The organism is Pseudoalteromonas sp. T1lg122 (assembly GCF_002964825.1).
Taxonomy (GTDB): Bacteria; Pseudomonadota; Gammaproteobacteria; order Enterobacterales; family Alteromonadaceae; genus Pseudoalteromonas; species Pseudoalteromonas gelatinilytica.
The window spans coordinates 208,249-233,007 of record NZ_PQCG01000031.1 but is presented as its reverse complement, the minus strand read 5'-3'; the positions used below and the strand labels follow the sequence as shown (position 1 = coordinate 233,007).

Here is a 24,759-nt window from a genome sequence, read left to right as displayed (position 1 = left end):
TTAAAGCTTTCGTGCTTACCTTCCATCATGCTATTGCATTATCGTTAATAACTTCTCTAGCATACTTTTATTCAACTCACCCATTTGCTCGTTATTGCTTAAAGCGTAAATAGCCCCCTCAACGGCACTTTCGTCGATATCTTGTCTGGACTCTACTACATTTGCCCAAAGTTCTAATTCATCGATATCTATTTCGCCATCGATAACACGCTGTAAAACCTGACAGAAAACGTCTTGCGTAAGAATATACACATCACCTTGTGTGTCAGGAGTGCTTGTAATCACTGAGATTGCCTCAAATCGATTATCACCAAAACGGGCAAACTCATCTAATGCGTCTAATTTATCCATTTGCTATGCTTACCTTTTCAATCTCAAAGCATCTTTTTACTAAATGACAACCCTTACTTGCTCACAATGCAAAGCAACCCTTCACTGCCAAGCTGATAATATTAATGCCTGCTGGTGTAACGAGCTGCCCAACATTTTACCACTCGATGAGGCAGCAACAGAGTGTTTATGCCGAGACTGTACTATAAAAAAGATAAATTCATTTTTATCTAAACTTTATCAACAACCTTTAGAACAGCAACTAGCCTTTGCTAAGCCTTATTTTTCTCAAGGAAATTTAATAGAAAATCTTGATTACACCATGCAAAACAATTACATGGTATTTAGCCGCTGGTTCTTTTTAAAACGCGGCCATTGCTGCAGTAATGGCTGCACTCACTGTCCTTATTCCGATAACTAACCCTCAGGTAGAGTATTTATTCAATTAGTTTGCATTTAATTGCAAATATTGCATGGACGAAAAGAATAAAAATACATTATAATTGGATATAAATTCACTAAATTAATCATTTTTAAGCTTAAACTATTAATAACGTCTATTTTTTAAGCATAAATTTACTGTAACTAAATCGGAATCAATCATGAACACCTTTAAGCCTGCTCTACTTGCAAGTGCAATTTCTGCGGTTTTATTCAATAGCAATATGGCGTTTGCAGCTGAAGATGCTATCGAAGTTGATAAATCAATTGAAACTATTCAAATCACTGCAACACGACGTGCAGGTTCAGTGCAAGATGCGCCACTTAACATTACAGCGCTAAACGGCGATGTAATTAGCGATCAAAACATTGGTGATCTTGAAGATGTCGCGCGTTGGGTACCTGGCTTAACAATTTCTGATCAAGGTGGTCGTGAAGGCTCTCCGATTATCGTTCGTGGTTTAAACACAAATACCTCTGACCGTATTTCTGATAGTGGCACAGTAGCCACTTATGTTGGTGAAATTCCACTTAGCATCGACTTACGTTTAACTGATGTTGACCGTGTTGAAGTGCTAATTGGCCCACAAGGTACACTGTATGGCGCAGGGACTTTAGGCGGTGCGATCCGTTATTTGCTTAAGCAACCCGATCTAGATTTAACAGAAGGTCAGGTAACAGGTGATGTATTTAGCATTAACGAAAGTGACGGCACAGGCGGTGAGTTTGGCGTGGTATTCAACACTCCGCTAATTGAAGAAAAACTAGCTCTTCGCGCTAGCTTAAATTATTACGATAACCCGGGTTACATTGACTACACGCACGTGGTTCAAGAGCCAGGTGTATCAAATCCGAATCCTGACTTTTCTGACAGCAGCGATGTAAATGCCAACTTAAAAAGCGTAAGCGATGTTAACGATGAGCAAATCACCACAGCACGTTTATCACTGCGTTGGCTTGCAACCGAAGATGTAGATGCAACGCTTAACTACTTCTATCAAAAACAAGAAAATGGCGGTAACTCAACATCGCAATACGGCTCACTTGCTGATAGCAGTGCGCTACAAGGTATCCCAGGAAAGTACGAAAACGTTGCCCGTGTACTTGAGCCAGGCGAAGAAGAAAACGATTTATTAAGCTTAGAGATTAAAGCGGATCTTGGTTTTGCTGAGCTGGTATCTGCATCAGGTTGGTCTAGCTATGAGCAATCAGGTCAGCGCGACCAAACCGATCTACTTTACGATATTTGGTCAGGTTATGCCGACTTCCCTTCATTCGTTGGCTACACACACGACACCTCTGAGCGCGATACCTTCACGCAAGAACTTCGTTTAGTTTCAAATAGTAGTAGCGCTTTTAACTGGATCGTAGGTGGCTTCTATAACAAATTAGAAAGTCACTCAGATGACCGTGAGTACACGCCAGGTCTGACTGAATATTGGGGTGGCGGTATCCCTAATGTTGAACAAGACCTTGAGTACATTCTAATTTCAGATAGCGAAACCACTGAAAAAGCACTTTTTGGTGAAATCGGCTACAGCATTACAGATCAGCTTGATGTAACTCTAGGTGCACGTTTTTACGAATACGATGTTTCTACAACATCAGGTTCTGCTACACCGCTTTACTCAGGGGATTTTGATTCACTTGCTAATCTAGATATGGAAACGGTTAGTGCCAGCGATAGCGGTAACTTATTTAAGTTTAATGCTAATTACACATTTGATAACGGTATTCTTGCTTACTTTACTGTAAGTGAAGGCTTCCGTATTGGTGGTGGTAACGGTATTGCTCCTTGCCCTGATGTATTACCTGAGCAACAAATAGTTTGTGCCCTGCCAAACGAAGAAGATTACAAACCAGATACAACGGTCAACTATGAGCTAGGCTTTAAGTCATCATGGTTACGTAACCGCCTACACTTCAATGCAGCACTATTTAATGTTGATTGGAAAGATGCGCAAGTAGGTAGCAGCACTGTAAATGGCCAAGAGCTAATTACCTCGAACGCAGGCTCTGCTAATTCAAAAGGTGTTGAGCTTTCTACTCGTGCAATGATTGGTGACAACTGGGCTGCATATGCGACATACGCGTATGCAAAGGCTGAATTGACCGAAGATGCGCCGTACTTATTTGGCGTGTTAGGCGATGACTTAGCGCAGTACCAAAGCTACTATGATGGTGCTAAAGGCGACCGTTTACCAGGTGCTCCTGAGCATCAATTCTCGTTTGGTCTTCGTTACGAGCAAGATGTCTTAGGTGATAAGTTATTAAGCGTAAACTACGGTATCACAGCGCAAAGTGATGTAATCACCAAAGTAGGCTTAAAAGCAGACGGCGAAGTATTACCAGGTTATGCACTAAGTAACTTATCTGCCAAAATTACTGGCGATATGTGGTCTGCAACGCTTTACGTAGACAACTTATTCGATAAATATGCATTCACTTCTGTACGTCGTGATAAGTCTTGGGCAGGTATGTCGCAATATGCTGAGCTTAACAAAGAGCTACCTGAGCTACAGCGTGTTTATGGTCACTACACCACCGCGCCTCGTACTATCGGTGTGAAGTTTAGCTATAACTTTGAGCTGTAATTAAATATACCCATAAAAGCCTTGCCTCCTTTAGGCAGGGCTTTTATTGGGATTGGTATAAGCCTGAAAATAATTAAGTATTATGGAGAATTGGTATACTATGCGCTTATGCTAAATGATACCCAACAAGCGCTTCGCGCTCATATCCAACAGTTGTTAAGCAACAAACAACTAACCGATGCACATCACTTACTTGTGCAGCGGCTAAAACAAAATCCTGAAGACCACGTTTGTTACTTTTTACTCAGCGAAGTCAACACCGCAGCTGGCGATATCAACAAAGCGATTAAGCTACTTGAGAAAGCGATAATCCTAGCCCCTTTTGCGATTATCATTTAGCACTTGCCAAGTTATACGTACTGTTAGGCAAAGTAAGTAATGCGGCTGTGCATTATGAAAGCGCTCTACAAACAGCTGACTTTGGTGCCGCTGACTTTGATACATTAGCCAATATTGCGACCCGTTTAGGGCATTATGACGACGCCCTTAGCTTTCAACAAGCAGCCTACCAACGCAATAAAGATAACCCACAAATTAGCTATAATTTGGCGGTGTGTTATAAAATTCACGGACTGTTCGATGAAGCTAAAAGCTTGTTACAGCAACTAACCACAAAGCAAGCTAGTTTTTATCAAGCCCACTATTCGCAGGCTGAACTCAATACTGTTATAGATGCAGAGCAACATATTCAAAAACTACAAGCCTTGGCGGATAGAGAAAAAAGCATTATTGACCAACAAGTGTATTTTCATAGTCTTGCTCTTAATTATGAGCACCTCAATGACTACAAAAATGCATTTAAATACTTTGCACAAAGTAAGCAAGCAATAGCCGGTAAACTTAATTATCAAGCCACACAGCATCGCCACTTTTGTCAAAAACTGATTACCCAGAGCAAGCAGCAAGCAATTAAAAGTAGTGACTCTGAGTTCTCGCCAGTTTTTGTCGTTGGCATGCCCCGCTCTGGTACAACCTTAGTTGAGAAAATCCTTAATCAAAGTTCAAAGCTACGAGGCATTGGGGAATTAAATGATATTGCGCAATTGATACAACACGCCACGCAATCCGCGCGTGTGATTGACAGCGAAATGCTCGATAAGGCATATGAATCTGAGGCGATAAAGACAGCACTGACTAGCTATCAACAAAGAGCCCAGCTGCTAAGTGGTGGCCAAAGAAGTTGTGATAAACAGCCATTTAACTTTTACTATATTGATTTTATTTTAGCGGCTTTTCCTAATGCAAAAATCGTTTGTATGCAGCGGGACTGGCAAGATTGCAGCATTGCCAATTTTAGGCAGATGTATAGCCCGCAAAGTGTGTTCCATCACTACAGTTTTACACTTGAAGATATTGCCTCGTTCCATCAAGATTACTCGGTATTAGTCAGTCATTTTGCCAACAAGTATCCTGAGAACGTTTTTTTGCAAAGCTATGAGCAATTGGTGGCAGAGCCGACCCTACAAACTCAAAAGCTCTATGCGTTTTGTGATTTAAGCTGGCAGGAAAACAGCCTTACTTTTTATAAAAACAATGCAGCATCAGCCACGGCGAGTAAAAAGCAAATTCGCCAGCCACTGAATAAAAACAGTATCGGCAGCTGGCAAAATTACGCTGAGTTTATTGATGTGGGCCTGTTTCAATAGGTAAGTCGTGACGAGCGCCCCACTCACTCCATGAGCCATCGTAAACACGTAAGTTAGCGTAACCGCATTCATCGGCACACAATGCAATTGCGCAAGCGGTTACACCTGAACCACAGCTAAACTGCAACTGGGTGTGATGCGGCGCTATATGTTGCTCAAATAATGCCTGCAACTCGCTTAGCGATTTAAGCTCACCGTTATTTAGCACTGTTGCAAGAGATAAACTGCGACTATTTGGAATATGACCACTGCGCATGCCTTCGCGCGGCTCAGCGTATTCACCGGTAAAGCGCTCATAAGGGCGAGCATCAAGTGTTAGTGTGCTTTGTTCATCAAGTGAGTTAAGTACTTGCTCAGCACTGATGAAGTAATCAACACGCGGGCTGGCAACAAAGTTGCCTTGACCAGAAGCAGCTGAATAACTTGCTTGTGTTGCAAAGCCAAGTGCTTGCCACTTAGCCAAACCACCGCTTAAAACTTTTACATTATCAAAGCCCATTGCTTTAAACATCCACCACGCACGGGCAGAACTGAATAAGCCTTGGTCTTCATAAATCACAACTAGAGAGTCTTGGTTAACACCAGCAAGCTGCATATGCTCTTCAAACTGCTCGCTATTGCACATCATGCTTGGTACAGGATTACTGTTATCTGCTAGCGCCTTCTTGAAATCAAAACGCTGTGCATTAGGAAGCATAGCCTTAGGCGCATACTCACCCGGTAAACCAGGACGTACCATTCCTGCATCGAAGATAACCAAGTTATCCTGGTTTAAATGCTCGTTAAGCCATTCTGGCGAGACGATGTTCTTCATTAGCTTTCCTTTTGCGATAGCTGTGCAAATGTATCTTGTTGAGTTAAGCGTTTTTCGACCGCTTCAACATGCTCAGTTGTACATTCTTTCCAAACACCAGGCAAGCAATACACATGCTTTAAGTAGGTAAAAAACTTATCTCTCAGAATACTGTTGGTCTGCCAGCCATTTTGTAGTTTTTCCAAGCTCTTAATCAAGGCAGTTTGATCACTTGCGTGTAGTACGAGCTCATCAATGTTGTAACAAGCAAGCCCCAAGGTAATCACTTTTTTATCAAGTAATAAAGATTCTAAGCCAACTGTCGAGTTAATAGTTATAACGGCTTCAGCACCATTAATAAGTTCTCGAGTACAATTTCCGTTGGCAAAAACGGCAACATCATTTCTATCGTACAAGTGCTCATAGTGCTTATGCCATGAAGGATGTTCTTTAAAAACAACTTTAAGTTCTGGATCATTTAACTGTTTTACAGCTGAAACAACAGCATCGTAATACTCTTCCATTGACTTAAGCCAAGGAGAGTAACAAGCTATTTGAGTATCGTGTGGAACTTGAAATGGCACAAATAAGTATTTTTTGGGTAACTCGATAGCGTCAAACTTACAACGCTTTTTATGGTTCGCTCTAGGAATTAAATCAGGCGCAGAAAATGGCAACTTCCCCTGCGGATCAAAGTTTAAATAGAATTGATTATCTCGCGGTACAGAAGCCGCAAAATTAATACCTTTTGGATCTAAGCTTGTTGTTCCGGGCAGTAACCCATTTTCATAGTAATAGGTGGTCACTCCTAAAGCCTTAGCAGCCATACAAACAGTAACATTCGGTAATTTATTACCATTCCAAATGACTAAAGCTTGTGGCGATTCTGACTTCAATAAATCATAATACTTAGCGAACCGACACCGCTCCACAAGCAGCATCAAAGCAGAGTAACTTTTAATTATTAGCGGGTTATTCCATAAACTATTACGCGCTTGTTTACGTAATAGTTGCTCCGAGATTATTTTACTAAAATCATACTTAGTCGTATTTTTGATGTATTTCAGAGCACCGAATCTTGGTACCCCCATCGTGTGCACTTTGCAATTTAAGGGTAACTTCTCAATTAGTTCTTTGTAATAGCGGGCGTGTACATTATTGCGAGAGATAAATAGAAAAGACATGCTTTTAGCCATACATTAAATAATTCTGTTGAAGTTTAAGGACTACAGTCAAAGAATGCAATAAAGTAAAAATTTAATATAAACAATAGCTAAATATCAATTACCTCAGGGCGCAGCGGTGCTAAACGACTCAGAATCTTATTTTGTACCGTTTGCGGGATCTGTTGTTCGTCCATAGCATTAATCAAAAGCTCTACTACACGGTTAAAGTCTTTTTCAGGGATGTTCATTCCCGTGTGGATATCTACCATATTGTCGCCTTTGTATTCACAAGGGCCGTCGGTGACGCTACACAAATGAGTAATAAAACCTTGGCGAAAATGGGCAACATTCGTTTGTTTAAAATAAGCTAAAATTTGTTCGTCACGGCCAATTTGATTAATAAAACTATCAACCAGCTTTTCAACTCCTTGCTCACCATTAATTTGCTGATACAAGGTGCTATTGTTGCTACTCGCACAACCAACTAACATAGCTGCAAATACAAATGTAAAAAGTGTTTTCATCATTACCAATACCCTGTTACAGAAAGATACCAACCTGTTTGATCCTCAGCCCCAGCAATACTTCCTAAGTCTAACCAAGCTGCGGTCACACTAACATGCTTGTTAGGGAACCAAGCAACAAACACATCCTGCCAATCTTGCTCTCCTAAGCCAAGGTTATTGGACTTTTCACGATACTCAACACCCACAGCTATTTGATGGGTTAAAAACACTGCAGTAGATGCTTCAAATAACAATTCTTTATCGCTATCAGGGCCGCCAAAGCCTAACAAGCCTAGCTGATTAGCATCGCTATAACGAAAGGTGGTGTTCCAAAACCAGTTATACCCAGCAAGCGCCCCTAAGTGTAATTTACTGGCAGCAAGATAAATATCGGTACCACTGGTGTCTTTGGCGCCGAGTAGGTTTGCGATACTGCCGTCATCCAGTGATTTATGTTGCACACCCAAGCTCAACTGCGGCCATTTACTGTAAACGATATCGCCGTATAAGCGCACTTTTGCCCCTGTTATTGATTGTTCAATATCGGTATTTAATGCCGGAACTTCGAAGCGTTGTTCTGCGTAACTAAATTCAACGCGATCATAAATATTTAGCTGCGCGCCACAAACATCTAGGCGATAATCACTCACATCTGCACGGCTACAAAAACCATTTATTGCTATTTCATCATCACTTGCATAGCCTGCAAGCTGCGCCCAAGGGACAATACCACCACCCGCACTACCTTCTACCTGGGAGACTCCGGGTGTTGCTAATAATTTACCTGACGCCGCAAAGCCAGAACTTGCAAAAGCAAGGCATGTTAACCCAAACAACCAATTAAGACGCTTCATTGTACACCTCTAACCACTGCAAAAACTGCTCTGATTTTAGTGGCCTACTTAAATAATACCCTTGTGCATAATCGCATTTGTTTTGCACTAAAATATCCAGTGAATCTTTGTTCTCAACGCCTTCCGCTACAACCGAAAAGCCCAACTGATGACCTAAAGTCACCGTCGATTGCACTATATATTGATCTTGACGTGACTGGTCTAGTTGCAAAATAAAACACTTATCAAGCTTTAGCTCATCAATCGGTAATGACTTTAAGCGCCCAAGCGATGTTTGCCCTACACCATAGTCATCCAACGAGATTTTAACACCCAAGGTTTTAAGGTTTTCGAGTGCCTTAATGCCTTGCTCTTCGTTCTCAATCATATCTCGCTCTGTAAGTTCAATCGTAATTAAACGCCCATTAACAGCATGTTTCTCAAGTTGTTTAGCAAGGTGTGAGTAAAAGCTTGGGTATGCAATATCTTGTGCAGAGACATTAATCGCAGCCTGCATAGTAATACCTTGCTGTTGCCATGCAGCAACTTGAGACACTACGGTTTTCACAACCCAAGAAGTTAACTCAACAATCACCCCCGATTGCTCAGCTAAATCAATGAACAGCTCTGGTGAAACCCACTGACCATCTTTGCGTTGCCAACGAATTAACGACTCAACTTTATCAATACAATTGGTTTTAATATTTAGTTTTGGCTGATAGGTCATAAACAGCTGACCATCATCATCGACAAGGGCTTGCTTAAGTTCATCGATAATAGCAAGGCGCTCAAGGTGCTCTTCGTCTTCACCTTCTTGATAATAGTGAATGGTTTTATGCTCACAGGATGCGGTATCAACGGCAATTAACGAGCGACGCATTAAGTCCTCAGGGCTGACATTTTGTGAAAGACAATGCACTACCCCAACGCTAAAGCGTAACGTAATATTCAAGCTTTGAATTAAGTAGCCTGCTTGTAGCTGAGTAACCAGCTTCATTACTGCATCTTTAAATTGTTTCGTTTCATCTGCTGGCAATAAAGTTAAAAACTCGTCACCGCCAATCCGAGCATTCACCCCATTATGATGAGCTGAGTATTCGCCAATTCGCTCAGCAACGGCTTTTAAACAATCATCACCAATACGCGGGCCTAATTTATCATTGATATGACGAAGACCGCGTATATCAATAGCAACGAGTGTGTATTCAGCCCCTTCAACAAACAAGTTTTCCATGCTCTCTAACATCGCAGAACGGGTATAAAAGCCAGTTAAAGAATCATGGCTGGCTTGAAAACTAATTTGCTGCTCACGCTCTTGTATGTCATTACCCATGTTATTAAATGCATCGACTAAGGTAGTGATTTCGCTACTTTGTTTTTTACCTACAAATTCAGCTTTATAATTACCTCGCGCAAATTGCTGAGCAAGTAGGGTAAGCTTTGAAAGCGGTGTGGTCAGGTTTTTGGCCAAAATCCCACTGGCCAGCACACCGATGACAACCGTGATAGCAGCAAGCACAATTATAGTGAAAAACAACTGCTCAAACTCACGATAACTTTGCGTTAAATCGGCACTTAACAACACTGAGACAAAATGACCTGGTAACGACGGAAGTTCAACCAATCGGTTTCTATAAACAGGCTTTTCGCCAAAAATTCGCTGGGTTGTTTTGTTATTAAAATGCGCTAACACTGAATCACTTTGTGGCTGCTTGGTGAGTGATGTCTCTACAACACCATCCTCTTCACCAATAAAACTCACATCCATTGTGGTGAGGTTTTTAAGCTCTGCTGCAACTAGGTCGTTGATTTCAAATCCCACAAGGCTGTAGGCAACAGTACGAGGCGCACGTACTGGCAGTAAAATTACTTGGTAAAGGGTTTGGTCAAGTACAATGAAATTTGATTGTTCTGCATTAATGAGTAATTCATTCATCAGTGCAGAAAACTCATCTGGCGTATGGTTAAACTCAGTATTTGCAGAAACCAATTGCCCTGATAAATCAATCAGTAACATCAAATCAGCATTGATACGACGACTGTGGTTATTCAGTACACTACTGATAGTATCAGCATCTTGAGTGGCGATTGCTTGCTTAAAGCCAAAATCTGCGGTGAGTACCTTTGCGGCTGTTAATAGCAGGCTTTCTTTAGCACTTAAATATTGCTTAAAAACATTTTCAGCGACATTAATATCTTCACGTAACTTTTGATCATTAAAGCGATTAGTCGACCACCAAGAGCTCGCTAAACTGACTAAACTAGTTAATAAAACCAAGCTTACGCATAAGGCTATGATACGCCCTCTTAAACTATGAATCATTATCTGCCTTAAACATCTCACCAAACGTATTACGCGGTGCAGGTTCATTCGTATTAATTGTAATATCAGCAACTTGCTCAGTTACAGTAACCGATAATTTTTTGTTAATTTCACTGGTTTGGTTTGGGTGCCAAATAGTTAAACTGGCCGGTAAAGTAATCCCTTTTAATTGTACTTTGCCATCCTCTGCTGTTTTTAGTGTGTTAGCACTGTTTGCGACATAGATATAACCCACCATAGAATCGTGGATATTACAGCCAAGGACTACAACCCCAGAGTTATCAAACAACTCTGGTTTCTCTGGACGGTCAGCGTAAAGCCTAATATTGAAAGGTTTAGCACTCGAAAAAGAATAAACATGATGACGGATATTATCGCTATTTGGAAAATCAACAGATTGTCCTTGCTGTATGACCAATACATTAGGTGAAAATTGTTTATCAACCTGGTCCATTATCGCTATGGGTAATTGCGTGCTCGGTAAGTTCGCATTACTTTCTAATTCGATTACAGCATCAGCTAACGGCTTACCAAACTGGTCACGAACGGTAAATGAAATATCACCAGCAAAAGCATTTGCTGAGCAACAAAGAACTACAAAAGAGCATACAGTGCGGGCACAATGCGAAAAAAACGTCATAATTAGACCTTGCTTAGCTTAGTTTGCTAATAAGTATAGATTAATCTTAGCTTAAGTTAATGAGAGAGGATATGAAAAGCAAGAAAAAAGCCAAGCAGTTTTACTAGAAAACTAACTTGGCTTTAATAATATTGACTTAGCACATGACTAAGTTAAAAAACGACAATTAATTGTGCTTAATTAAGCCGTATTCTTTATCTAAAATAGCGATCACTTCACTACGTGGGTCGCTTGGAATCGTGATTTCTTGACCAATAATTTTACTCGCAATGCCAACGTAGGTATCAGACACTTCAAGCATCACTGATTCTGGCAAGGTGTAGTCTTTAGCAAGCTGCTCACGCTCGCCCATACGGTCTTTATTTAATAACACGTCGCTGTCTGGCACGTTATTAATTAATAGCTGGCGGAAACCCTCTTTTGAGTTTTCAATGATTTTACCGTCACGGTAAGCTGAGCCATCCCAAATACGTGATGAATCAGGTGTACCTACTTCATCGATATAGATAAGCTTATCTGAACCATCAACGTCTTCAACATAACCAAATTCAAATTTAGTATCGACAAATATTTGATCAAGCTTTGCAAGTTCATCACTGATCAGCTTAAAGCCTTCAACAAGTAATTGCTCATATTTAGCCACATCATCTTCAGACTTGAAGTTAAAAACAGCTAAGTTATTCGTGATGTTTTCACGGGTAATATTTACATCATCGACTGCAGGAATATCTGCAACACCTGTGATAATGCCTTTGGTTGATGGCGTAATTAACACGTCATCTAGCTTTTGGTTCGCAGCTAAGCCCTCTGGTAAATCAATACCACAGAAATTACGCGTACCTTTCGCGTAATCACGCCACATGCTGCCAGTAATATATTGGCGCGCAATGGCTTCAACTTTTACTGTACTTGCTTTACGTACAATCCATACATAAGGGTGTGGAATATCAACAATATGGTTACCAGCAAGGCCAGCTTTATCAAATAGCTTAAACCAATGAGATGCCACAGAGTTTAGCGCGATACCTTTACCAGGCACACCATTTAAACCGTTTTCACCTTGCCAAATACAATCAAACGCAGAAATACGGTCAGAAATAACCATAATAGCTAGCTCAGTTCCTTTTGGAACTTGGTAACCTTTTTCATTAATTAAACGAGCGCTGTCTTCATCAGTTAACCAATAAACTGAACGCACTTTACCACTGTGTACCGCACCTTTGGTACGGATCGGTAAATCATCGTTTACGTCTAAAACTTTATAGCTAGTCATGCTATCTCCGATAGTATTTGGCATGCTCTTGTGAGCACATGTATGGGATTGGGGTTATGGCCGCCTATAATAATCTAGACGCCTTGAAAGCTCAATCATTGCACTATCATCATCAGCCTGCGGATGCGATAAAAACCATAAAAATTTAAACTTTCAGTAATTTTGCTGTCATAAACATTATTTCGTTATACTAGTGCCCTCGCAATAGGAGGTTTTCTTGGATTACTTAGCAGCTACCGCAGAAAAAAAATATTTAATGTTTATTTCACAGAACTATTCGTACGCGATCTTACGCCCACTACAACGGGAGATTTTAGCGCGTGGCGGTGAAGTTAAGTGGTTTTTCTATGGTGATGAAGTTAATCAGAACTTCCTCCGTTCAGATGAATCGTGTTTAGAAACTATAGATGATGTAATCCAGTGGCAACCAGACATTTCATACATTCCAGGAAATGTGATTCCAAATTTTATTCCAGGAAAAAAAGTAGCAGTTTTTCACGGTTTTAATTCTGGAAAACTAAATCGAAAAGGATACGAAGATCATTTTAATATCCGAGGCTGCTTTGACCTGTATTGTACCCAAGGTCCTAATACAACTTCTAAGTTTGAGGAACTAGCTGAAAAGCATGGTTTCTTTTTAGCTAAAGAAACGGGCTGGCCTACCCTAGATCCGCTATTTTCAAAAATAGGAAACAATCCATACTTAGATGAAAGCGATAGAAGACAAACTCTTTTAATTTGTTCAACTTTTTCTCGGAACCTTTCTCTTGCTCCTAAATTATACGAACAAATAAAAGCATACAGTGAGCAAGGCAAGTGGCGAATTTTGGTGCAATTTCACCCCAAAATGCCAAGCGAGCTTGTTGATAAATACAAGGCTCTACAAAACGACAATCTAACCTTTGTCGAGACTGATAACGTATTACCACTATTACAAGCTGCTGATGCCATGCTGTGTGATACCTCATCTATTTTGCTTATGTTTATCTTACAGAGAAAGCCTGTCGTGACGTTCTGCAACCAAGCACCTGGCGAACACCTTATTGATGTCACAGATGTCGATAAACTAACTGAGGCGATTGATTATGCCTTCACACGACCCACTGAATTAATGGCGAAAATCGAACACTTCTGCCAGCAACTGCATCCATACCAAGACGGCTTATCGAGTCAACGTGTACTTGCTGCTAGCAATGAATTACTATTGAGCAATCCTGCACTTAAGCCGAAACCACGTAATTTTATTCGTAATTTTAAAATGCGTAGAAAATTAAATTACTGGCGATGGTAACAATTCATAGGTCGTTATGATCACGCTTGAAAATGTGCTTTTCAAATGGCACGCAAAACAACCTGAGCCGACGATCAATATTCCTGAGCTAGATATTGATCAAGGCGAGCATGTTTTTCTTCACGGTCCGAGTGGTTGTGGTAAATCAACGTTATTATCCCTGCTTGCTGGTGTCACAGTGCCAACACAGGGCAATATCGTGCTTCTTGGTAAAGCGATAAACCAACTGAGTAATAGTAAACGTGACCGTTTTCGTGCCGACCATATTGGTTATATTTTTCAAAACTTTAATTTACTGCCCTATTTATCGCCCATTGAAAACGTGACCTTAGGTTGCCAGTTTTCAAAACAAAGGCAAAACAACGCTCTAAAAAATAGTGCAACAATAGCAGCGGAAGCAAGTCGCTTACTCACTGCTTTAGGACTAAACGACGCCTTGCAACATCAAGCAGTTGCACAGCTGAGTATTGGTCAGCAACAAAGAGTTGCCGCAGCACGCGCCTTTATTGGCAGCCCTGAAATTATCATTGCAGATGAACCTACCTCAGCACTCGACACACAAAATCGCCAAGCCTTCGTAAAATTGTTATTTGAGCAGGCAAGCGCAGCAAATAGCACGCTAATTTTTGTTAGTCATGATGAAACATTACAAACGCTATTTACCCGAAGTATCAGCCTGGTCGAGTTACAAGGAGGCACAGATGCTACTCATTAAACTCGCCACAAAAAGTTTATTAAACCGTAAAGCCAGCGCCCTACTCACTTTGTTTACAATAGCCATAAGCGTGATGCTACTCATGTCGATTGAACGGGTTCGGGTCGATGCTAAAAGTAGCTTTAGCAATACAATTTCTGGCACTGATTTAATTGTTGGTGCGCGTACTGGTGACATCCAACTACTGCTGTCTTCGGTATTTCGCATTGGTCATGCAAACAATGGCGTGAGTTGGAAAAGCTATCAATTCATCTCTGAGCAGCGAGGTGTAAAATGGGCTATCCCTATGTCGCTTGGCGACAGCCATAAAGGCTTGGCTGTACTTGGTACAAATAAAGACTATTTTGAGCACTATCGCTTTGCTAAAAAGCAGCCCTTAAGCTTTTTACAAGGTCATGAGTTTAATCATTTATTTGAGGTTGTACTCGGTGCTGAGGTTGCCAATACCCTTGGCTATCAACTTGGTGATGAAGTGGTGATTGCACACGGCATGGGCAATACCAGCTTTCATAACCATGACGATAACCCATTTAAAGTGGTTGGTATTTTAAAACCAACGGGGACACCTGTTGATAAAACCCTGCATATTCCACTTGCAGCAATTGACGCAATTCATGGCAGTCATGCCCATCAGCATGAACCCGCTCAGGCTGATGCAAATGACCATGACCATGACCATGACCATGACCATGACCATGACCATGACCAGCATGATGATGTTGATTTAGTTGGCACACCAAAACAAATAACGGCTTTTTTACTTGGTTTTGATTCACCACTTTATACCTTACAAGTGCGCCGTAATATCAACCAATACAAAGATGAAGCACTGCTAGCCATCATGCCGGGGGTTACCTTGCGTGAACTCTGGGAAATGCTGTCTATTGTTGAAAAAATCTTGCTGTTATTTTCTATCGTCGTGGTGCTGATCAGTTTACTTGGCATGTTAACGAGCCTGCTTTCAAGCCTCAATCAACGCCGCAGAGAGCTTGCTATTTTGCGCTCTGTTGGCGCAAGGCCATGGCATATTTTCACCTTGATCAGTGTCGAGTCGTTACTTATCACAGGGCTTGGCTGCATTGTTGGCACCGCACTGTTCTATGCTTTAATGCTACTCGGCGCAGATTACTTGCAAAGCCATGCCGGAATAAGCCTAAATATTGCTTTATTGTCATCCTATGAACTCATGCTCTTAGCTGCGATAATGGTCGCAGGCTTTATTGTTGGGTTAATTCCTGCAACCCGTGCGTATTTCTACTCTCTTGCTGATGGTATGAGTATTAAAATTTAAGGAATGTTATGCCGTTTTTTCGAAAATTCGTCGCTTTAGTCGCATTAGTTGTGTGTGCTAGCGCTAATGCTGGCGCACCTAAAGAAATCTTCTGGGAAGATTTAATTCCAAAAGGTCATGTGCAAATCGACACCCAAGCACAAGCAAACCATGAAGGCTCTGAGCAAAACTGGGTGCAGCCAGACCTTGATGCACCTGTGGTAAAAGAGCTTAATGGTCAATCTGTGAGTATTCCCGGTTTTGTTGTACCACTTGAAGGCGATAGTGAGGTGATCACCGAGTTTTTATTGGTTCCTTATTTTGGTGCCTGTATCCACGTGCCACCACCGCCACCAAATCAAATTGTGCATGTCACGATTAAAGACGGCGTACCAATCGAAAGCCTCTACGATGCGATTGTCGTAACAGGCGTTATCAGCACCGAAACCTGGTCTGGTGAAATAGCTCAAGTCGGCTATAAAATGAAAGCCGTCGGTGTAGCACCATTTGAGTTATAAGTTTTAAAGAGCATGCTTCTGCATGCTCTAATCCACAACTTGTTCTTTTTCCAGTTCCTGTTCGCTTAATTCATACCAATTCGCTTAATTAAGAGATCTATTTTGAGGCAATAAAAGCTCGTTGATAGCAAGGCAAAAATTTCGTTATTTAGTTGTTCTAAATCAGAAATTTTTAACGTAGGTAGCGACAGGTTTAATCCCTCAAAATGATTAAGTATTATTGCGGATTGGTATCATACCACCCACCACCAAGGGCTTTATAAAGCGTTGCTAGGCTTTGTAAGCGATCATTTTTTGCCTGCGATAACGCAATTTCTGCCGAAAATAACTGCCGCTGTGCATCCATCAAATCAAGGGAGCTGGCAACACCATTGCTATACCTAAGGCGTGCTAAGCGGTAGTAATCTTGACTACTGAGCACCAAGCTTCTTTGCGCATCATAGCTTTGCTCTGCAGACTGATAATTCGAAAGCTGATTGCTCACTTCTTGCAGTGCCACCAGCACTGTTTTTTGGTATTGAATACTTGCCTGATAAGCTCGTTGTTCCGCCACCGTTAAATTTGCCTGATTGCGCCCCATATTAAATATAGGCATTAACAACTCTGAGCCCAGCAACCAAACCTGCGAGTTACTGGCGAGCAAATCACTAAAATCAGTACTTTCACTGCCAAGCTCGGCATATAAATTAAGTTTTGGAAATAACGCCGCTTTTGCGACTCCTATCTCAGCCATTGCTGCTTGCCATTGATACATTGCTTGCTGTACATCTGGCCTGCGTTTTAAAAGCTCGCTAGGTAGCCCTGTGGGTAATTGCTTAGGAAGGGTTTGTACAGATAACTCATTACCCCCTTGCACATCAGCATTGGCATCACCAATCAAAAACTTTAACTGATTAATAATCCGCCTTTCACTGTGCTGTAATGGTGGGATCTTCACTTTCGCAGATTCTAATTCAACCTCAGCTTGGCGCTGCTCTAGCCCTGAAATAATACCGCCTTTTTTGCGAATACGTGCAATTTCAAGCTCCTTCTCGCGAAGCTTAATCGTACTCAGGCTAATTTTTAATTGCTCTTCAACTTCTTTGAGGGCAAAAAACTGCTGCGCAACATCAGCAATCAAGGCGAGCTGCAACGCGTTTCTTGCTTGCTCTTGGCTATAATAATTTGCCAGTGCGGCTTCGCTTGCGCGTCGGTTACTACCAAATAAATCTAGCTCCCAACTTAAGTAACCTTTTAAATCAAAGGTATTTTCTGGGCTGCTATTAAGCTCTTCTTCTCGCTCTGAAGTAAGCCCTACATTCACATCAGGCCATAAAGCGGCATCCGTAATTCGATACCGAGCTCGCGCTTCAATAATTTTCGATTGCGCAATTAACATATCTTGGTTGTTAAGAAGCGCTTGGCTAATCAGCTTTTGCAAATGAGGGTCGTTATATATTTGCTTCCAGCCCGCTAAAGCCTCCGACTGTGGCGTTGCCGTTGCGCCCATAAAATTAGTAACTTCACTATGATCAGGTATTTCAAAATCTGGCCCTACAGCACAGCCATGAATACAAGCGAAACAAAGCAATGGCAACAATTTATGCATCGACTTGCTCCTCTACTTCTTTAGAAGCCAGTATTGGCTGTTTTTTCACAAAGCGTGCAGCAGTAATAAAAAACAGCGGCACTAATATAATGCCAATAGAACTTGCCAGTAACATTCCCCCTAAAATAGGCATAGATACCGACTGCCGACCAACGGCGCCGGGGCCAGAGGCAAGCACTAACGGCAAAACACCAAGCACAAAAGAGGCTGCCGTCATTAAAATAGGCCGAAAGCGAGAATGGGCGGCTTCTATTGCTGCATCAGCGGCATCCATCCCCTCCTGATAAAGCTGATTTGCCACTTCAACAATCAAAATTGAGTTCTTTGCAGCAAGGCCAATCAAAGCAATAAAGGCTACTTGGAAGAATAAATTGTTTTCATGCCCCGTCACTAAGGTCAATACTGCGGCTCCTAACATGGCAATCGGGCTTATTAATAGAACCGCAAACGGTAAACTCCAACTTTCATAGAGCGCCGCTAAAAATAAAAATACAAACACGATAGCAAGGCTGATAGCGATACTTAACTGACCCGATGAACGAATTTCTTGATAGGTTAATCCTGTCCATTCATAGCCAAGGTTAGGCGGTAGTTTTGCCATTTCTTCTTTAATTACGTTAATTACATCACCCGATGCATAGCCGTCAGCTGGCGATACATTCACCATGGCACTGGTAAACATATTAAAGCGATTTATCGCCGACGGACCGGTTGTTAAATTTAACTTAGCAAGCACATTTGATGGCACCATAGCGCCATTTTTTGAACGCACATAAAATTCATTGAGGTTTTCAGGGCGTGCTCTAAATTCATCTTCAGCTTGAACTTTAACCCGATAAACCCGGCCAAATAAATTAAAGTCATTAATTGTCGATGAGCCAGTCAGTACTTTCATTGTGCTGTATACATCGGCAATCGGCACCTCTAATGCCATGGCTTTTTCTCTATCTAATTCCAAAAACAGCTGAGGTACTGAGCCACGCAGTGAGCTACTTGCTTTAGCAACTTCAGGGCGATTATTTAAATTTGCCAACAGTACCTCAAGCGATTCAACCAGACTCGTTAAGTTGCCTCCTGTTTTTTCTTGCAGCGCAAACTCAACGCCAGAGCCCGAACCAAGCCCCGCTACAGCTGATGGTTGAAACACATTAAACTCAGCATCCGGAATGGCATACAACTGCTTACGTATATCATTCATCACACTTGTGACCGTAAAGCCTTGCTCAGCACGCACTTGCCAAGGTTGTAAAATAACCTCCATTTGACCATGTGATTGCGCACTACCAGCACGACGGTTTTCACCCGCTAGCGTGAATGAATAAGCCACCCCGGCATGGTTCATAACATATTGGTTTGCCTTACTTATCACCTCATTGGTACGTGAGACCGTTGCCGCATCTGGCAAGGTAATATCAACAAAAAAGCGTCCTTGATCTTCTTGCGGCATAAAGCTGCTTGGTAATTGGCTAAACACAAAGTAACAGCCTCCTACCATTATAAAAAAGCCAATATAACTACGTTTTGCTTTTTCGGAGCATGCCTTTACAAGCCAAGTGTATTTTTCGCCAACACCTTCAAGCCAGTTATTAAATTTATTAAAAATCTTATTTTTTGATGGGGCACTAGGTTTTAAGAAAATCGCACATAAAGCAGGGCTCAAGGTTAGCGCAACTAAGGTTGAAATGAGTACCGCAACCGTAATTGAAATCGCGAACTCTCGGTACATAATGCCCGTAATACCGGCTAAAAATGACACCGGCACAAACACCGCTGCCAGTACTAAAGAGGTTGCCACTATGGCGCCAGAAAGCTCCGTCATCGCTTGCTTAGTAGCGGCAACTACCTCCATATTTTGCTCATTGATCAGTCGCTCAACACTTTCTACTACGACAATCGCATCATCGACGACGATGCCGATTGCCAATACCATAGCCAATAAACTGACATTGTTAATGGTAAAACCAAATGCAGCCAAGGCGATAAAGGTGCCCACTATCGACACCGGCACAGCTAACGCAGGTATTAAAGTTGTTCGCCAGTTTTGCAAAAATAAATACACCACTAAAATCACTAAGATCAGCGCTTGAATAAGGGTATTAATCACCTCATTAATCGACAGTTTGATGAACTCTGAAGCATCATAAAAAAGCTGCCATTTCACTCCCTTTGGAAAAGCCTCGCTCAGGCGCTCCATCTCAGCCTTAACACGCTCTGTAACCGCTAATGCATTAGAGCCTGGTAACATATAAACCTGCAAAATAGTGGCTGGCTGTTCATTAAGTTTTGAATTTAAAGTATACGCAGAGGAAGCTAGCTCAACCCTTGCGACATCTCGCAAACGGATCATCGAGCCATCACTATTAACTCGCAGCATAATATTATTAAACTCATCCACCTTATTAAGCCGGCCTTGTGCTCGTACCGGAAAGTTAAGCTTAATAGCATCGCTCATTGGCTGAGCCCCGATCTCCCCAGCAGCGGCCTCTTTATTTTGTGCTTTGATTGCTGCGGTCACATCATTCACGGTTAACTCGTAGCCCGCTAAAATATCAGGCTTTAACCAGACCCGCATAGCATATGAACGCGAGCCAGTGTTACGTACCTTACCAACCCCCGGGACACGCTTTAAAGCCGCCTCAACATTGATGCTAGCGTAGTTACTCAAATAGATTTCATCATAGCGTGGGTCATCAGAGGTCAGTGCCAGTTTCAAAAGCTCAACGGAACTTTCATTAGAGACATTCACCCCTTCAGTTTGCACATCAACAGGTAAATTACTACCAGCTTGACTTGCGGTGTTTTGTACATCAACAAGGGCGAGATCAGGGTCGGTGCCAACATCAAAGGTGAGTGTGATCCCAACACTGCCAGAGTTAGTTGCCTTTGACTCCATATACAACATATTCGGTGTGCCATTTAATTCTTGCTCAAGAGGAATAGCTACCGACTCAGATGCGGTCTCAGCCGTTGCGCCGGGGAATGAAGCAGACACTTTAACCGACGGCGGAGCAATATCTGGGTATTGATCAATGGGTAGGGTAAAGAGCGAGACCAAGCCTGTGAGTAAAATAACTAACGAAATAACGATAGCAAACACTGGACGCTTGATAAAAAAATGCGAAAACATAGCTAAGCTCCCTGCTGATTTTTTTCATCATCTTGTTTGCTTGGTTTATCTGGCGCCAGTGGAGTAGTGTCAGTGTTAGGTGCGACTTGGCGTTTTTCAAATTCGGCTAACGAAATCGCCTTTACTTGCTGACCATGACGAATGCGATGTAAACCTTTCACCACCACTTGCTCACCCGCACTCAAGCCCCCGCTGGCAACAATTCCCTGTTCACCGTAATGCTCAACAACAATAAAGCGTCGCTCTATCACACCAGAATCAAGGACCACCATGACATAAATACCGCCCTGTTCCACTTGTGTGGCTTCCTCTGGAACCACAATCGCATCTGTAAGTTCAGATAATTTGATACGCGCTTTTGTATATTGTCCAGGTAATAGCTCACTATTAGGGTTCGGCAGCTTTGCCCTTACTTTAAATGTGCCCGTTTTCGGGCTAATTTTAGGGTCGGTAAAACTCACATCACCCCAATATCGATACTCGCTGCCATCAGGTAATGAAATACGTACAAAGCCTTCAAGTGCCTTGCCCTTTTGCTCAGCTTGTAGCTGCTCCATCATACTGGTCATACGCCGCTTAGCATTCAAATAATCAAGTGCCGACATATTAAAGTTAACAAAAATAGGGTCTATTTGCTGAATGGTGGTAAGGAGCGAAATACCATTACTGCCAACCAAAGCACCAAGATCGGCTTCTGAGCTACCCACCATGCCGCTAATTGGCGCCGTCACACGGGTATATTCTAAATCAAGCTTGGTTTCTTCAAGTTCTGCTTGGGTTGCTGATAATGAGGCTTGTGCTTGCTCTTGAATCGAAATAGCATTGTCGTAATCAAGCTGACTTGCTGCGTCTTGCTCGTAGAGGGGTTTTAAACGGGTTACATCGCGCTTTGCTTTAGCCAGCGCTGCTTGGTCTTTTTGCAGCGCCGCTTTAACGCGATTAAGTTTTGCTCGGTAGGGTCTATCATCAATGGTGTAGAGTAAATCTCCTTCATTTACCCAGCTACCTTCAACAAATTCTACGCTTTGTACAAAGCCGGTGATCCGCGCTCGCACTTCAACATCCAGCGACGCATCTGTGCGTGCCACGTAATTCCCGTACAGTGGCACATCAAGCTGCTTAACCTCAGCGGTAACCACTTCTTCAACAACCACTTGAGGTTGCTCTTTAGAACAACCAACCAGTGCCGCCAAGCACACGCACCCTATGACGTATTTGTTTAATAGCATACAACCTTCTCATTCCTTAAGCCTGTCTCTATCTTGCTATCTGTTGCAATACTACATAGATAAGGGATTCTTTATTATTTTTGACAATTAGAACAGTACACTGTGCTTCTTTGTCCTAATCTAATTTCTTTTAATGGCTCTTTACAATTAACGCATGGCTCACCCTTGCGGCCATAAACCAGTAATTGCTGGGCAAAATAACCCGGCTTACCATCACTTTGAGCGAAATCTTTTAATGTTGTACCGCCTTGCGTGATAGCCGCTGCGAGAGTTTCTTTAATAATAGGCACTAATTGCTGAAATCGCTTTAAAGACACCTTGCCGGCTTCTCGTTTCGGGTGAATTCCGGCCTTAAACAACGATTCATTGGCATAGATATTACCCACACCAACCACCACAGCGTTATCCATAATAAACTGTTTAATTGGTACTTTTTTATTTCTAGACTGTTCGTAGGCTCGCTTAGCAGTAAACTCATCAGTTAGCGGCTCAGGCCCGAGTTTGGTTAACAAGGTATGACATTCGCCTGGCGCTTGCCACAAACAGGCACCAAAGCGACGCGCATCGTTGAGCCTTAATGCTTTACCTGAGGCTAAAATAAATTCGATATGATCGTGTTTTTTCAGTGGCTCATCAGCACTCACGACCCGTAAATTACCCGACATTCCTAGGTGCAAAATAACACTACCCAGCTCACAACCGAGTAATAAATATTTTGCTCTACGCTCCACTGAAGTAACTTCAAGCCCTTGTAATTGATATACATCATCAGGCACAGGCCAACGCATACTGGCGTTATGAATATTTACTTTGGCCACTGTTTGGTTAAGCACATGCGGCGTTATTCCCAAACGGCTAACTTCAACTTCTGGTAATTCAGGCATCTGTGACTCTCTTAAAACGGATATAACGGGAATAACTTAGCGGCATCAGCTTGTTCAAGCTCAAATACCCGCTGTAACCGCTTATCTAATAAATAGTATTGCTGATCTATGTTGTACAACTGATACACCGCTGGCAACTGCTCTCCAGCTAACCACACGGAGGCAACATAATCAGCCGACGCCTGTGAAATTTTACTAACAGGGAGACTGGCAATAGTCAGCTTTTGATGCTGCCAAAGTTCAACGAGTTGTTCGAGCTGCTGCTCATCGCCTTGCCATGCGGTTTCTTGCTGTGATTGGCTTCGCCAAGAGGTGCCGATACGCTCGATTTTTAATTCTGGAAATGCCATTGCTAAAATGAAGCTTTGCTCTGGGAGTAACGCTTGCACTCCTTCTTCAACAGGCTGTGTATTGAGCTTTTTATGTAGGCCATTGAAGAAAAAAATCATCAATAGCATCGAAATAATCACCACATTATTCCATGCTTTTCGGCTCAAGCGCATCAGTATCTTCCTCAGTTTTCAATATCTTAAAGTGTAACCAAAAAGGACATTAATTGGCAGTTGTAATTGATCAACAAAATTTCATGTCTGTTATGTATCAATCTGTCGATACTTTGCTAAAATATCCGCCAAATTTAAAGGAGTTCCGTCAATGTCAATGTATGTAGTGGGTCATAAGATCCCTGATTCAGATTCAATTTGCGGTGCAATTGCGCTTGCTTACTTAAAAAACCAGATCAATGAACCTGCGATCCCGACGCGTTTAGGTGAAGTATCACCTGAAACACAATTTATCCTAGATAAATTCGGTTTCGAAGCACCTGAGCTAAAACTTAGCTACGCAGGCGAAGACGTTTATATCGTTGACCACACAGAAAAAACACAAGCACCTGATGACATCGATGAAGCACGTGTTGTGGGGGTTGTTGATCACCACAAACTAGGCGACTTAACATCGTCAACACCACTTGAGTGTTGGATCCGTCCAGTTGGTTGTTCAAACACTATCATCAAAATGATGTATGACTTCTACAATGTAGAAATTCCAAAAGATATCGCAGGCATCATGTTATGCGCTATCTTAAGCGACACTGTGATCTTTAAATCACCAACATGTACAACGGCTGATATCAAGTGTGTTGAAGCACTTGCTGAAATCGCTGGCATCGAAGATTTCAAAGAACTTGGCATGGACATGTTCAAGGTTAAATCAGCAGTGGAAGGCACGCCTGCACGCGATTTAGTAATGCGTGATTTCAAAGACTTCAACATGAACGGTAAGCTAGTAGGTATTGGCCAGCTAGAAGTTATCGACCTTGCAGTATTTGATGAAATCAAAGCAGATCTTGAAGCTGATATCGCTAAGCTTAAAGAAGAAGGCGATCGACACTCAGTATTACTCCTGTTAACTGATATCATGAAAGAAGGCTCAGAAATGCTAATTACGTCTGATGACGTATCTGTAATCGAAGCTGCTTATGATGTTAAATCAGAAGACGGTCGCGTATGGTTAGATGGCGTATTAAGCCGTAAGAAGCAAGTAGTACCACCACTACAAGACGCTTTCGCAAAGATCTAATCTTACGAAAT

22 protein-coding genes are annotated in these 24,759 nt (G+C 42.0%); 9 read left to right on the top strand and 13 right to left on the bottom strand.

Features of this window, described 5'->3' with window-relative positions:
- Positions 1-30 precede the first annotated feature (30 nt).
- Entirely contained in the window at positions 31-351 is a 321-nt protein-coding gene (locus C2M33_RS11900) for a hypothetical protein (RefSeq protein ID WP_105174518.1), read from the bottom strand.
- Between the two features lie 43 nt (positions 352-394).
- Here C2M33_RS11900 and C2M33_RS11895 point away from each other — a divergent pair, with 43 nt between their 5' ends.
- The 4 genes from C2M33_RS11895 to C2M33_RS11885 all read left to right on the top strand — a co-directional run bounded on the left by C2M33_RS11895 (position 395) and on the right by C2M33_RS11885 (position 5,011).
- The gene (locus C2M33_RS11895; protein ID WP_082874001.1) at positions 395-751 is read left to right on the top strand and encodes a DUF5522 domain-containing protein; all 357 of its coding nucleotides are present in this window, start codon (positions 395-397) and stop codon (positions 749-751) included.
- 181 nt (positions 752-932) lie between these two features.
- A complete protein-coding gene (locus tag C2M33_RS11890; RefSeq protein ID WP_105174517.1) occupies positions 933-3,365 on the top strand; it encodes a TonB-dependent receptor in 2,433 nt (810 codons plus the stop codon).
- 108 nt (positions 3,366-3,473) lie between these two features.
- On the top strand, positions 3,474-3,704 hold the full coding sequence (locus tag C2M33_RS21350) for a CDC27 family protein (protein WP_233999181.1): 231 nt from the start codon (positions 3,474-3,476) through the stop codon (positions 3,702-3,704).
- A gap of 47 nt (positions 3,705-3,751) precedes the next feature.
- Complete coding sequence (locus tag C2M33_RS11885; protein ID WP_233999180.1) at positions 3,752-5,011, top strand: tetratricopeptide repeat-containing sulfotransferase family protein; 1,260 nt, start codon at positions 3,752-3,754, stop codon at positions 5,009-5,011.
- Here C2M33_RS11885 and C2M33_RS11880 read toward each other — a convergent pair.
- The 7 genes from C2M33_RS11880 to C2M33_RS11850 all read right to left on the bottom strand — a co-directional run bounded on the left by C2M33_RS11880 (position 4,986) and on the right by C2M33_RS11850 (position 12,545).
- Positions 4,986-5,825 carry a sulfurtransferase gene (locus C2M33_RS11880; protein WP_105174516.1) on the bottom strand — a complete coding sequence of 280 codons (840 nt, stop codon included), beginning with the start codon at positions 5,823-5,825 and terminating at the stop codon, positions 4,986-4,988. The two genes, C2M33_RS11885 and C2M33_RS11880, sit on opposite strands and share 26 nt — an antisense overlap.
- A complete protein-coding gene (locus tag C2M33_RS11875; protein ID WP_063702014.1) occupies positions 5,825-6,988 on the bottom strand; it encodes a capsular polysaccharide export protein, LipB/KpsS family in 1,164 nt (387 codons plus the stop codon). Before C2M33_RS11875 ends, C2M33_RS11880 begins: the two co-directional genes overlap by 1 nt.
- A gap of 89 nt (positions 6,989-7,077) precedes the next feature.
- Positions 7,078-7,497 (bottom strand): group I truncated hemoglobin, encoded by a 420-nt coding sequence (locus C2M33_RS11870; protein WP_063702012.1) that lies wholly within the window; start codon positions 7,495-7,497, stop codon positions 7,078-7,080.
- Positions 7,497-8,330 (bottom strand): DUF3034 family protein, encoded by an 834-nt coding sequence (locus C2M33_RS11865; RefSeq protein WP_063702010.1) that lies wholly within the window; start codon positions 8,328-8,330, stop codon positions 7,497-7,499. The genes C2M33_RS11870 and C2M33_RS11865 overlap by 1 nt, the downstream gene beginning before the upstream one ends.
- The gene (locus tag C2M33_RS11860; protein ID WP_063702008.1) at positions 8,317-10,632 is read right to left on the bottom strand and encodes an EAL domain-containing protein; all 2,316 of its coding nucleotides are present in this window, start codon (positions 10,630-10,632) and stop codon (positions 8,317-8,319) included. The genes C2M33_RS11865 and C2M33_RS11860 overlap by 14 nt, the downstream gene beginning before the upstream one ends.
- Positions 10,622-11,272, bottom strand: a complete 651-nt coding sequence (locus C2M33_RS11855; protein ID WP_063702006.1) for a methylamine utilization protein — start codon at positions 11,270-11,272, stop codon at positions 10,622-10,624. Before C2M33_RS11855 ends, C2M33_RS11860 begins: the two co-directional genes overlap by 11 nt.
- A 166-nt stretch (positions 11,273-11,438) precedes the next feature.
- Positions 11,439-12,545: a phosphoribosylaminoimidazolesuccinocarboxamide synthase gene (locus C2M33_RS11850; RefSeq protein WP_063702004.1), complete on the bottom strand. Its 1,107-nt coding sequence runs from the start codon at positions 12,543-12,545 to the stop codon at positions 11,439-11,441.
- A 217-nt stretch (positions 12,546-12,762) separates the two neighbouring features.
- Between C2M33_RS11850 and C2M33_RS11845 the strand changes: the two genes are divergently transcribed.
- Genes C2M33_RS11845 through C2M33_RS11830 form a run of 4 tightly spaced genes read left to right on the top strand, consistent with a single transcriptional unit; the run spans position 12,763 to position 16,339 of the window.
- Positions 12,763-13,836, top strand: a complete 1,074-nt coding sequence (locus C2M33_RS11845) for a CDP-glycerol glycerophosphotransferase family protein (protein WP_233999179.1) — start codon at positions 12,763-12,765, stop codon at positions 13,834-13,836.
- 16 nt (positions 13,837-13,852) lie between these two features.
- Entirely contained in the window at positions 13,853-14,551 is a 699-nt protein-coding gene (locus C2M33_RS11840; RefSeq protein WP_063702002.1) for an ABC transporter ATP-binding protein, read from the top strand.
- Complete coding sequence (locus tag C2M33_RS11835; RefSeq protein ID WP_105174515.1) at positions 14,538-15,842, top strand: ABC transporter permease; 1,305 nt, start codon at positions 14,538-14,540, stop codon at positions 15,840-15,842. The genes C2M33_RS11840 and C2M33_RS11835 overlap by 14 nt, the downstream gene beginning before the upstream one ends.
- A gap of 8 nt (positions 15,843-15,850) precedes the next feature.
- Positions 15,851-16,339, top strand: a complete 489-nt coding sequence (locus C2M33_RS11830; protein ID WP_063701997.1) for a DUF3299 domain-containing protein — start codon at positions 15,851-15,853, stop codon at positions 16,337-16,339.
- Positions 16,340-16,556: 217 nt separating this feature from the next.
- On the opposite strand, the gene C2M33_RS11825 is transcribed toward C2M33_RS11830, so the two are convergent.
- The 5 genes from C2M33_RS11825 to C2M33_RS11805 all read right to left on the bottom strand — a co-directional run bounded on the left by C2M33_RS11825 (position 16,557) and on the right by C2M33_RS11805 (position 23,670).
- Positions 16,557-17,927 (bottom strand): efflux transporter outer membrane subunit, encoded by a 1,371-nt coding sequence (locus C2M33_RS11825; protein WP_082874000.1) that lies wholly within the window; start codon positions 17,925-17,927, stop codon positions 16,557-16,559.
- Positions 17,920-21,054, bottom strand: coding sequence for an efflux RND transporter permease subunit (locus tag C2M33_RS11820; protein WP_063701995.1), 3,135 nt, complete (start codon positions 21,052-21,054; stop codon positions 17,920-17,922). The genes C2M33_RS11825 and C2M33_RS11820 overlap by 8 nt, the downstream gene beginning before the upstream one ends.
- Before the next feature lie 2 nt (positions 21,055-21,056).
- On the bottom strand, positions 21,057-22,283 hold the full coding sequence (locus tag C2M33_RS11815; RefSeq protein ID WP_063701993.1) for an efflux RND transporter periplasmic adaptor subunit: 1,227 nt from the start codon (positions 22,281-22,283) through the stop codon (positions 21,057-21,059).
- Between the two features lie 74 nt (positions 22,284-22,357).
- On the bottom strand, positions 22,358-23,167 hold the full coding sequence (gene mutM / locus C2M33_RS11810; RefSeq protein ID WP_063701991.1) for a bifunctional DNA-formamidopyrimidine glycosylase/DNA-(apurinic or apyrimidinic site) lyase: 810 nt from the start codon (positions 23,165-23,167) through the stop codon (positions 22,358-22,360).
- Positions 23,168-23,178: 11 nt separating this feature from the next.
- Positions 23,179-23,670, bottom strand: a complete 492-nt coding sequence (locus C2M33_RS11805; protein WP_063701988.1) for a hypothetical protein — start codon at positions 23,668-23,670, stop codon at positions 23,179-23,181.
- Between the two features lie 151 nt (positions 23,671-23,821).
- On the opposite strand from C2M33_RS11805, the gene C2M33_RS11800 reads away from it, so the two are divergent.
- The gene (locus C2M33_RS11800) at positions 23,822-24,748 is read left to right on the top strand and encodes a manganese-dependent inorganic pyrophosphatase (protein WP_063701986.1); all 927 of its coding nucleotides are present in this window, start codon (positions 23,822-23,824) and stop codon (positions 24,746-24,748) included.
- Positions 24,749-24,759: the final 11 nt, after the last annotated feature.

Excerpts from the sequence above, each read along its gene's own strand:
- C2M33_RS11805 (WP_063701988.1), bottom strand. The coding sequence starts at position 23,670 with ATGCGCTTGAGCCGAAAAGCATGGAATAATGTGGTGATTATTTCGATG.
- C2M33_RS11835 (WP_105174515.1), top strand. The coding sequence starts at position 14,538 with ATGCTACTCATTAAACTCGCCACAAAAAGTTTATTAAACCGTAAAGCC.
- C2M33_RS11850 (WP_063702004.1), bottom strand. The coding sequence starts at position 12,545 with ATGACTAGCTATAAAGTTTTAGACGTAAACGATGATTTACCGATCCGT.
- C2M33_RS11840 (WP_063702002.1), top strand. The coding sequence starts at position 13,853 with ATGATCACGCTTGAAAATGTGCTTTTCAAATGGCACGCAAAACAACCT.
- C2M33_RS11880 (WP_105174516.1), bottom strand. The coding sequence starts at position 5,825 with ATGAAGAACATCGTCTCGCCAGAATGGCTTAACGAGCATTTAAACCAG.
- C2M33_RS11815 (WP_063701993.1), bottom strand. The coding sequence starts at position 22,283 with ATGCTATTAAACAAATACGTCATAGGGTGCGTGTGCTTGGCGGCACTG.
- C2M33_RS11870 (WP_063702012.1), bottom strand. The coding sequence starts at position 7,497 with ATGATGAAAACACTTTTTACATTTGTATTTGCAGCTATGTTAGTTGGT.
- C2M33_RS11855 (WP_063702006.1), bottom strand. The coding sequence starts at position 11,272 with ATGACGTTTTTTTCGCATTGTGCCCGCACTGTATGCTCTTTTGTAGTT.
- C2M33_RS11900 (WP_105174518.1), bottom strand. The coding sequence starts at position 351 with ATGGATAAATTAGACGCATTAGATGAGTTTGCCCGTTTTGGTGATAAT.
- mutM (WP_063701991.1), bottom strand. The coding sequence starts at position 23,167 with ATGCCTGAATTACCAGAAGTTGAAGTTAGCCGTTTGGGAATAACGCCG.
- C2M33_RS11820 (WP_063701995.1), bottom strand. The coding sequence starts at position 21,054 with ATGTTTTCGCATTTTTTTATCAAGCGTCCAGTGTTTGCTATCGTTATT.
- C2M33_RS21350 (WP_233999181.1), top strand. The coding sequence starts at position 3,474 with ATGCTAAATGATACCCAACAAGCGCTTCGCGCTCATATCCAACAGTTG.
- C2M33_RS11875 (WP_063702014.1), bottom strand. The coding sequence starts at position 6,988 with ATGTCTTTTCTATTTATCTCTCGCAATAATGTACACGCCCGCTATTAC.
- C2M33_RS11830 (WP_063701997.1), top strand. The coding sequence starts at position 15,851 with ATGCCGTTTTTTCGAAAATTCGTCGCTTTAGTCGCATTAGTTGTGTGT.
- C2M33_RS11860 (WP_063702008.1), bottom strand. The coding sequence starts at position 10,632 with ATGATTCATAGTTTAAGAGGGCGTATCATAGCCTTATGCGTAAGCTTG.
- C2M33_RS11865 (WP_063702010.1), bottom strand. The coding sequence starts at position 8,330 with ATGAAGCGTCTTAATTGGTTGTTTGGGTTAACATGCCTTGCTTTTGCA.
- C2M33_RS11890 (WP_105174517.1), top strand. The coding sequence starts at position 933 with ATGAACACCTTTAAGCCTGCTCTACTTGCAAGTGCAATTTCTGCGGTT.
- C2M33_RS11895 (WP_082874001.1), top strand. The coding sequence starts at position 395 with ATGACAACCCTTACTTGCTCACAATGCAAAGCAACCCTTCACTGCCAA.
- C2M33_RS11825 (WP_082874000.1), bottom strand. The coding sequence starts at position 17,927 with ATGCATAAATTGTTGCCATTGCTTTGTTTCGCTTGTATTCATGGCTGT.
- C2M33_RS11800 (WP_063701986.1), top strand. The coding sequence starts at position 23,822 with ATGTCAATGTATGTAGTGGGTCATAAGATCCCTGATTCAGATTCAATT.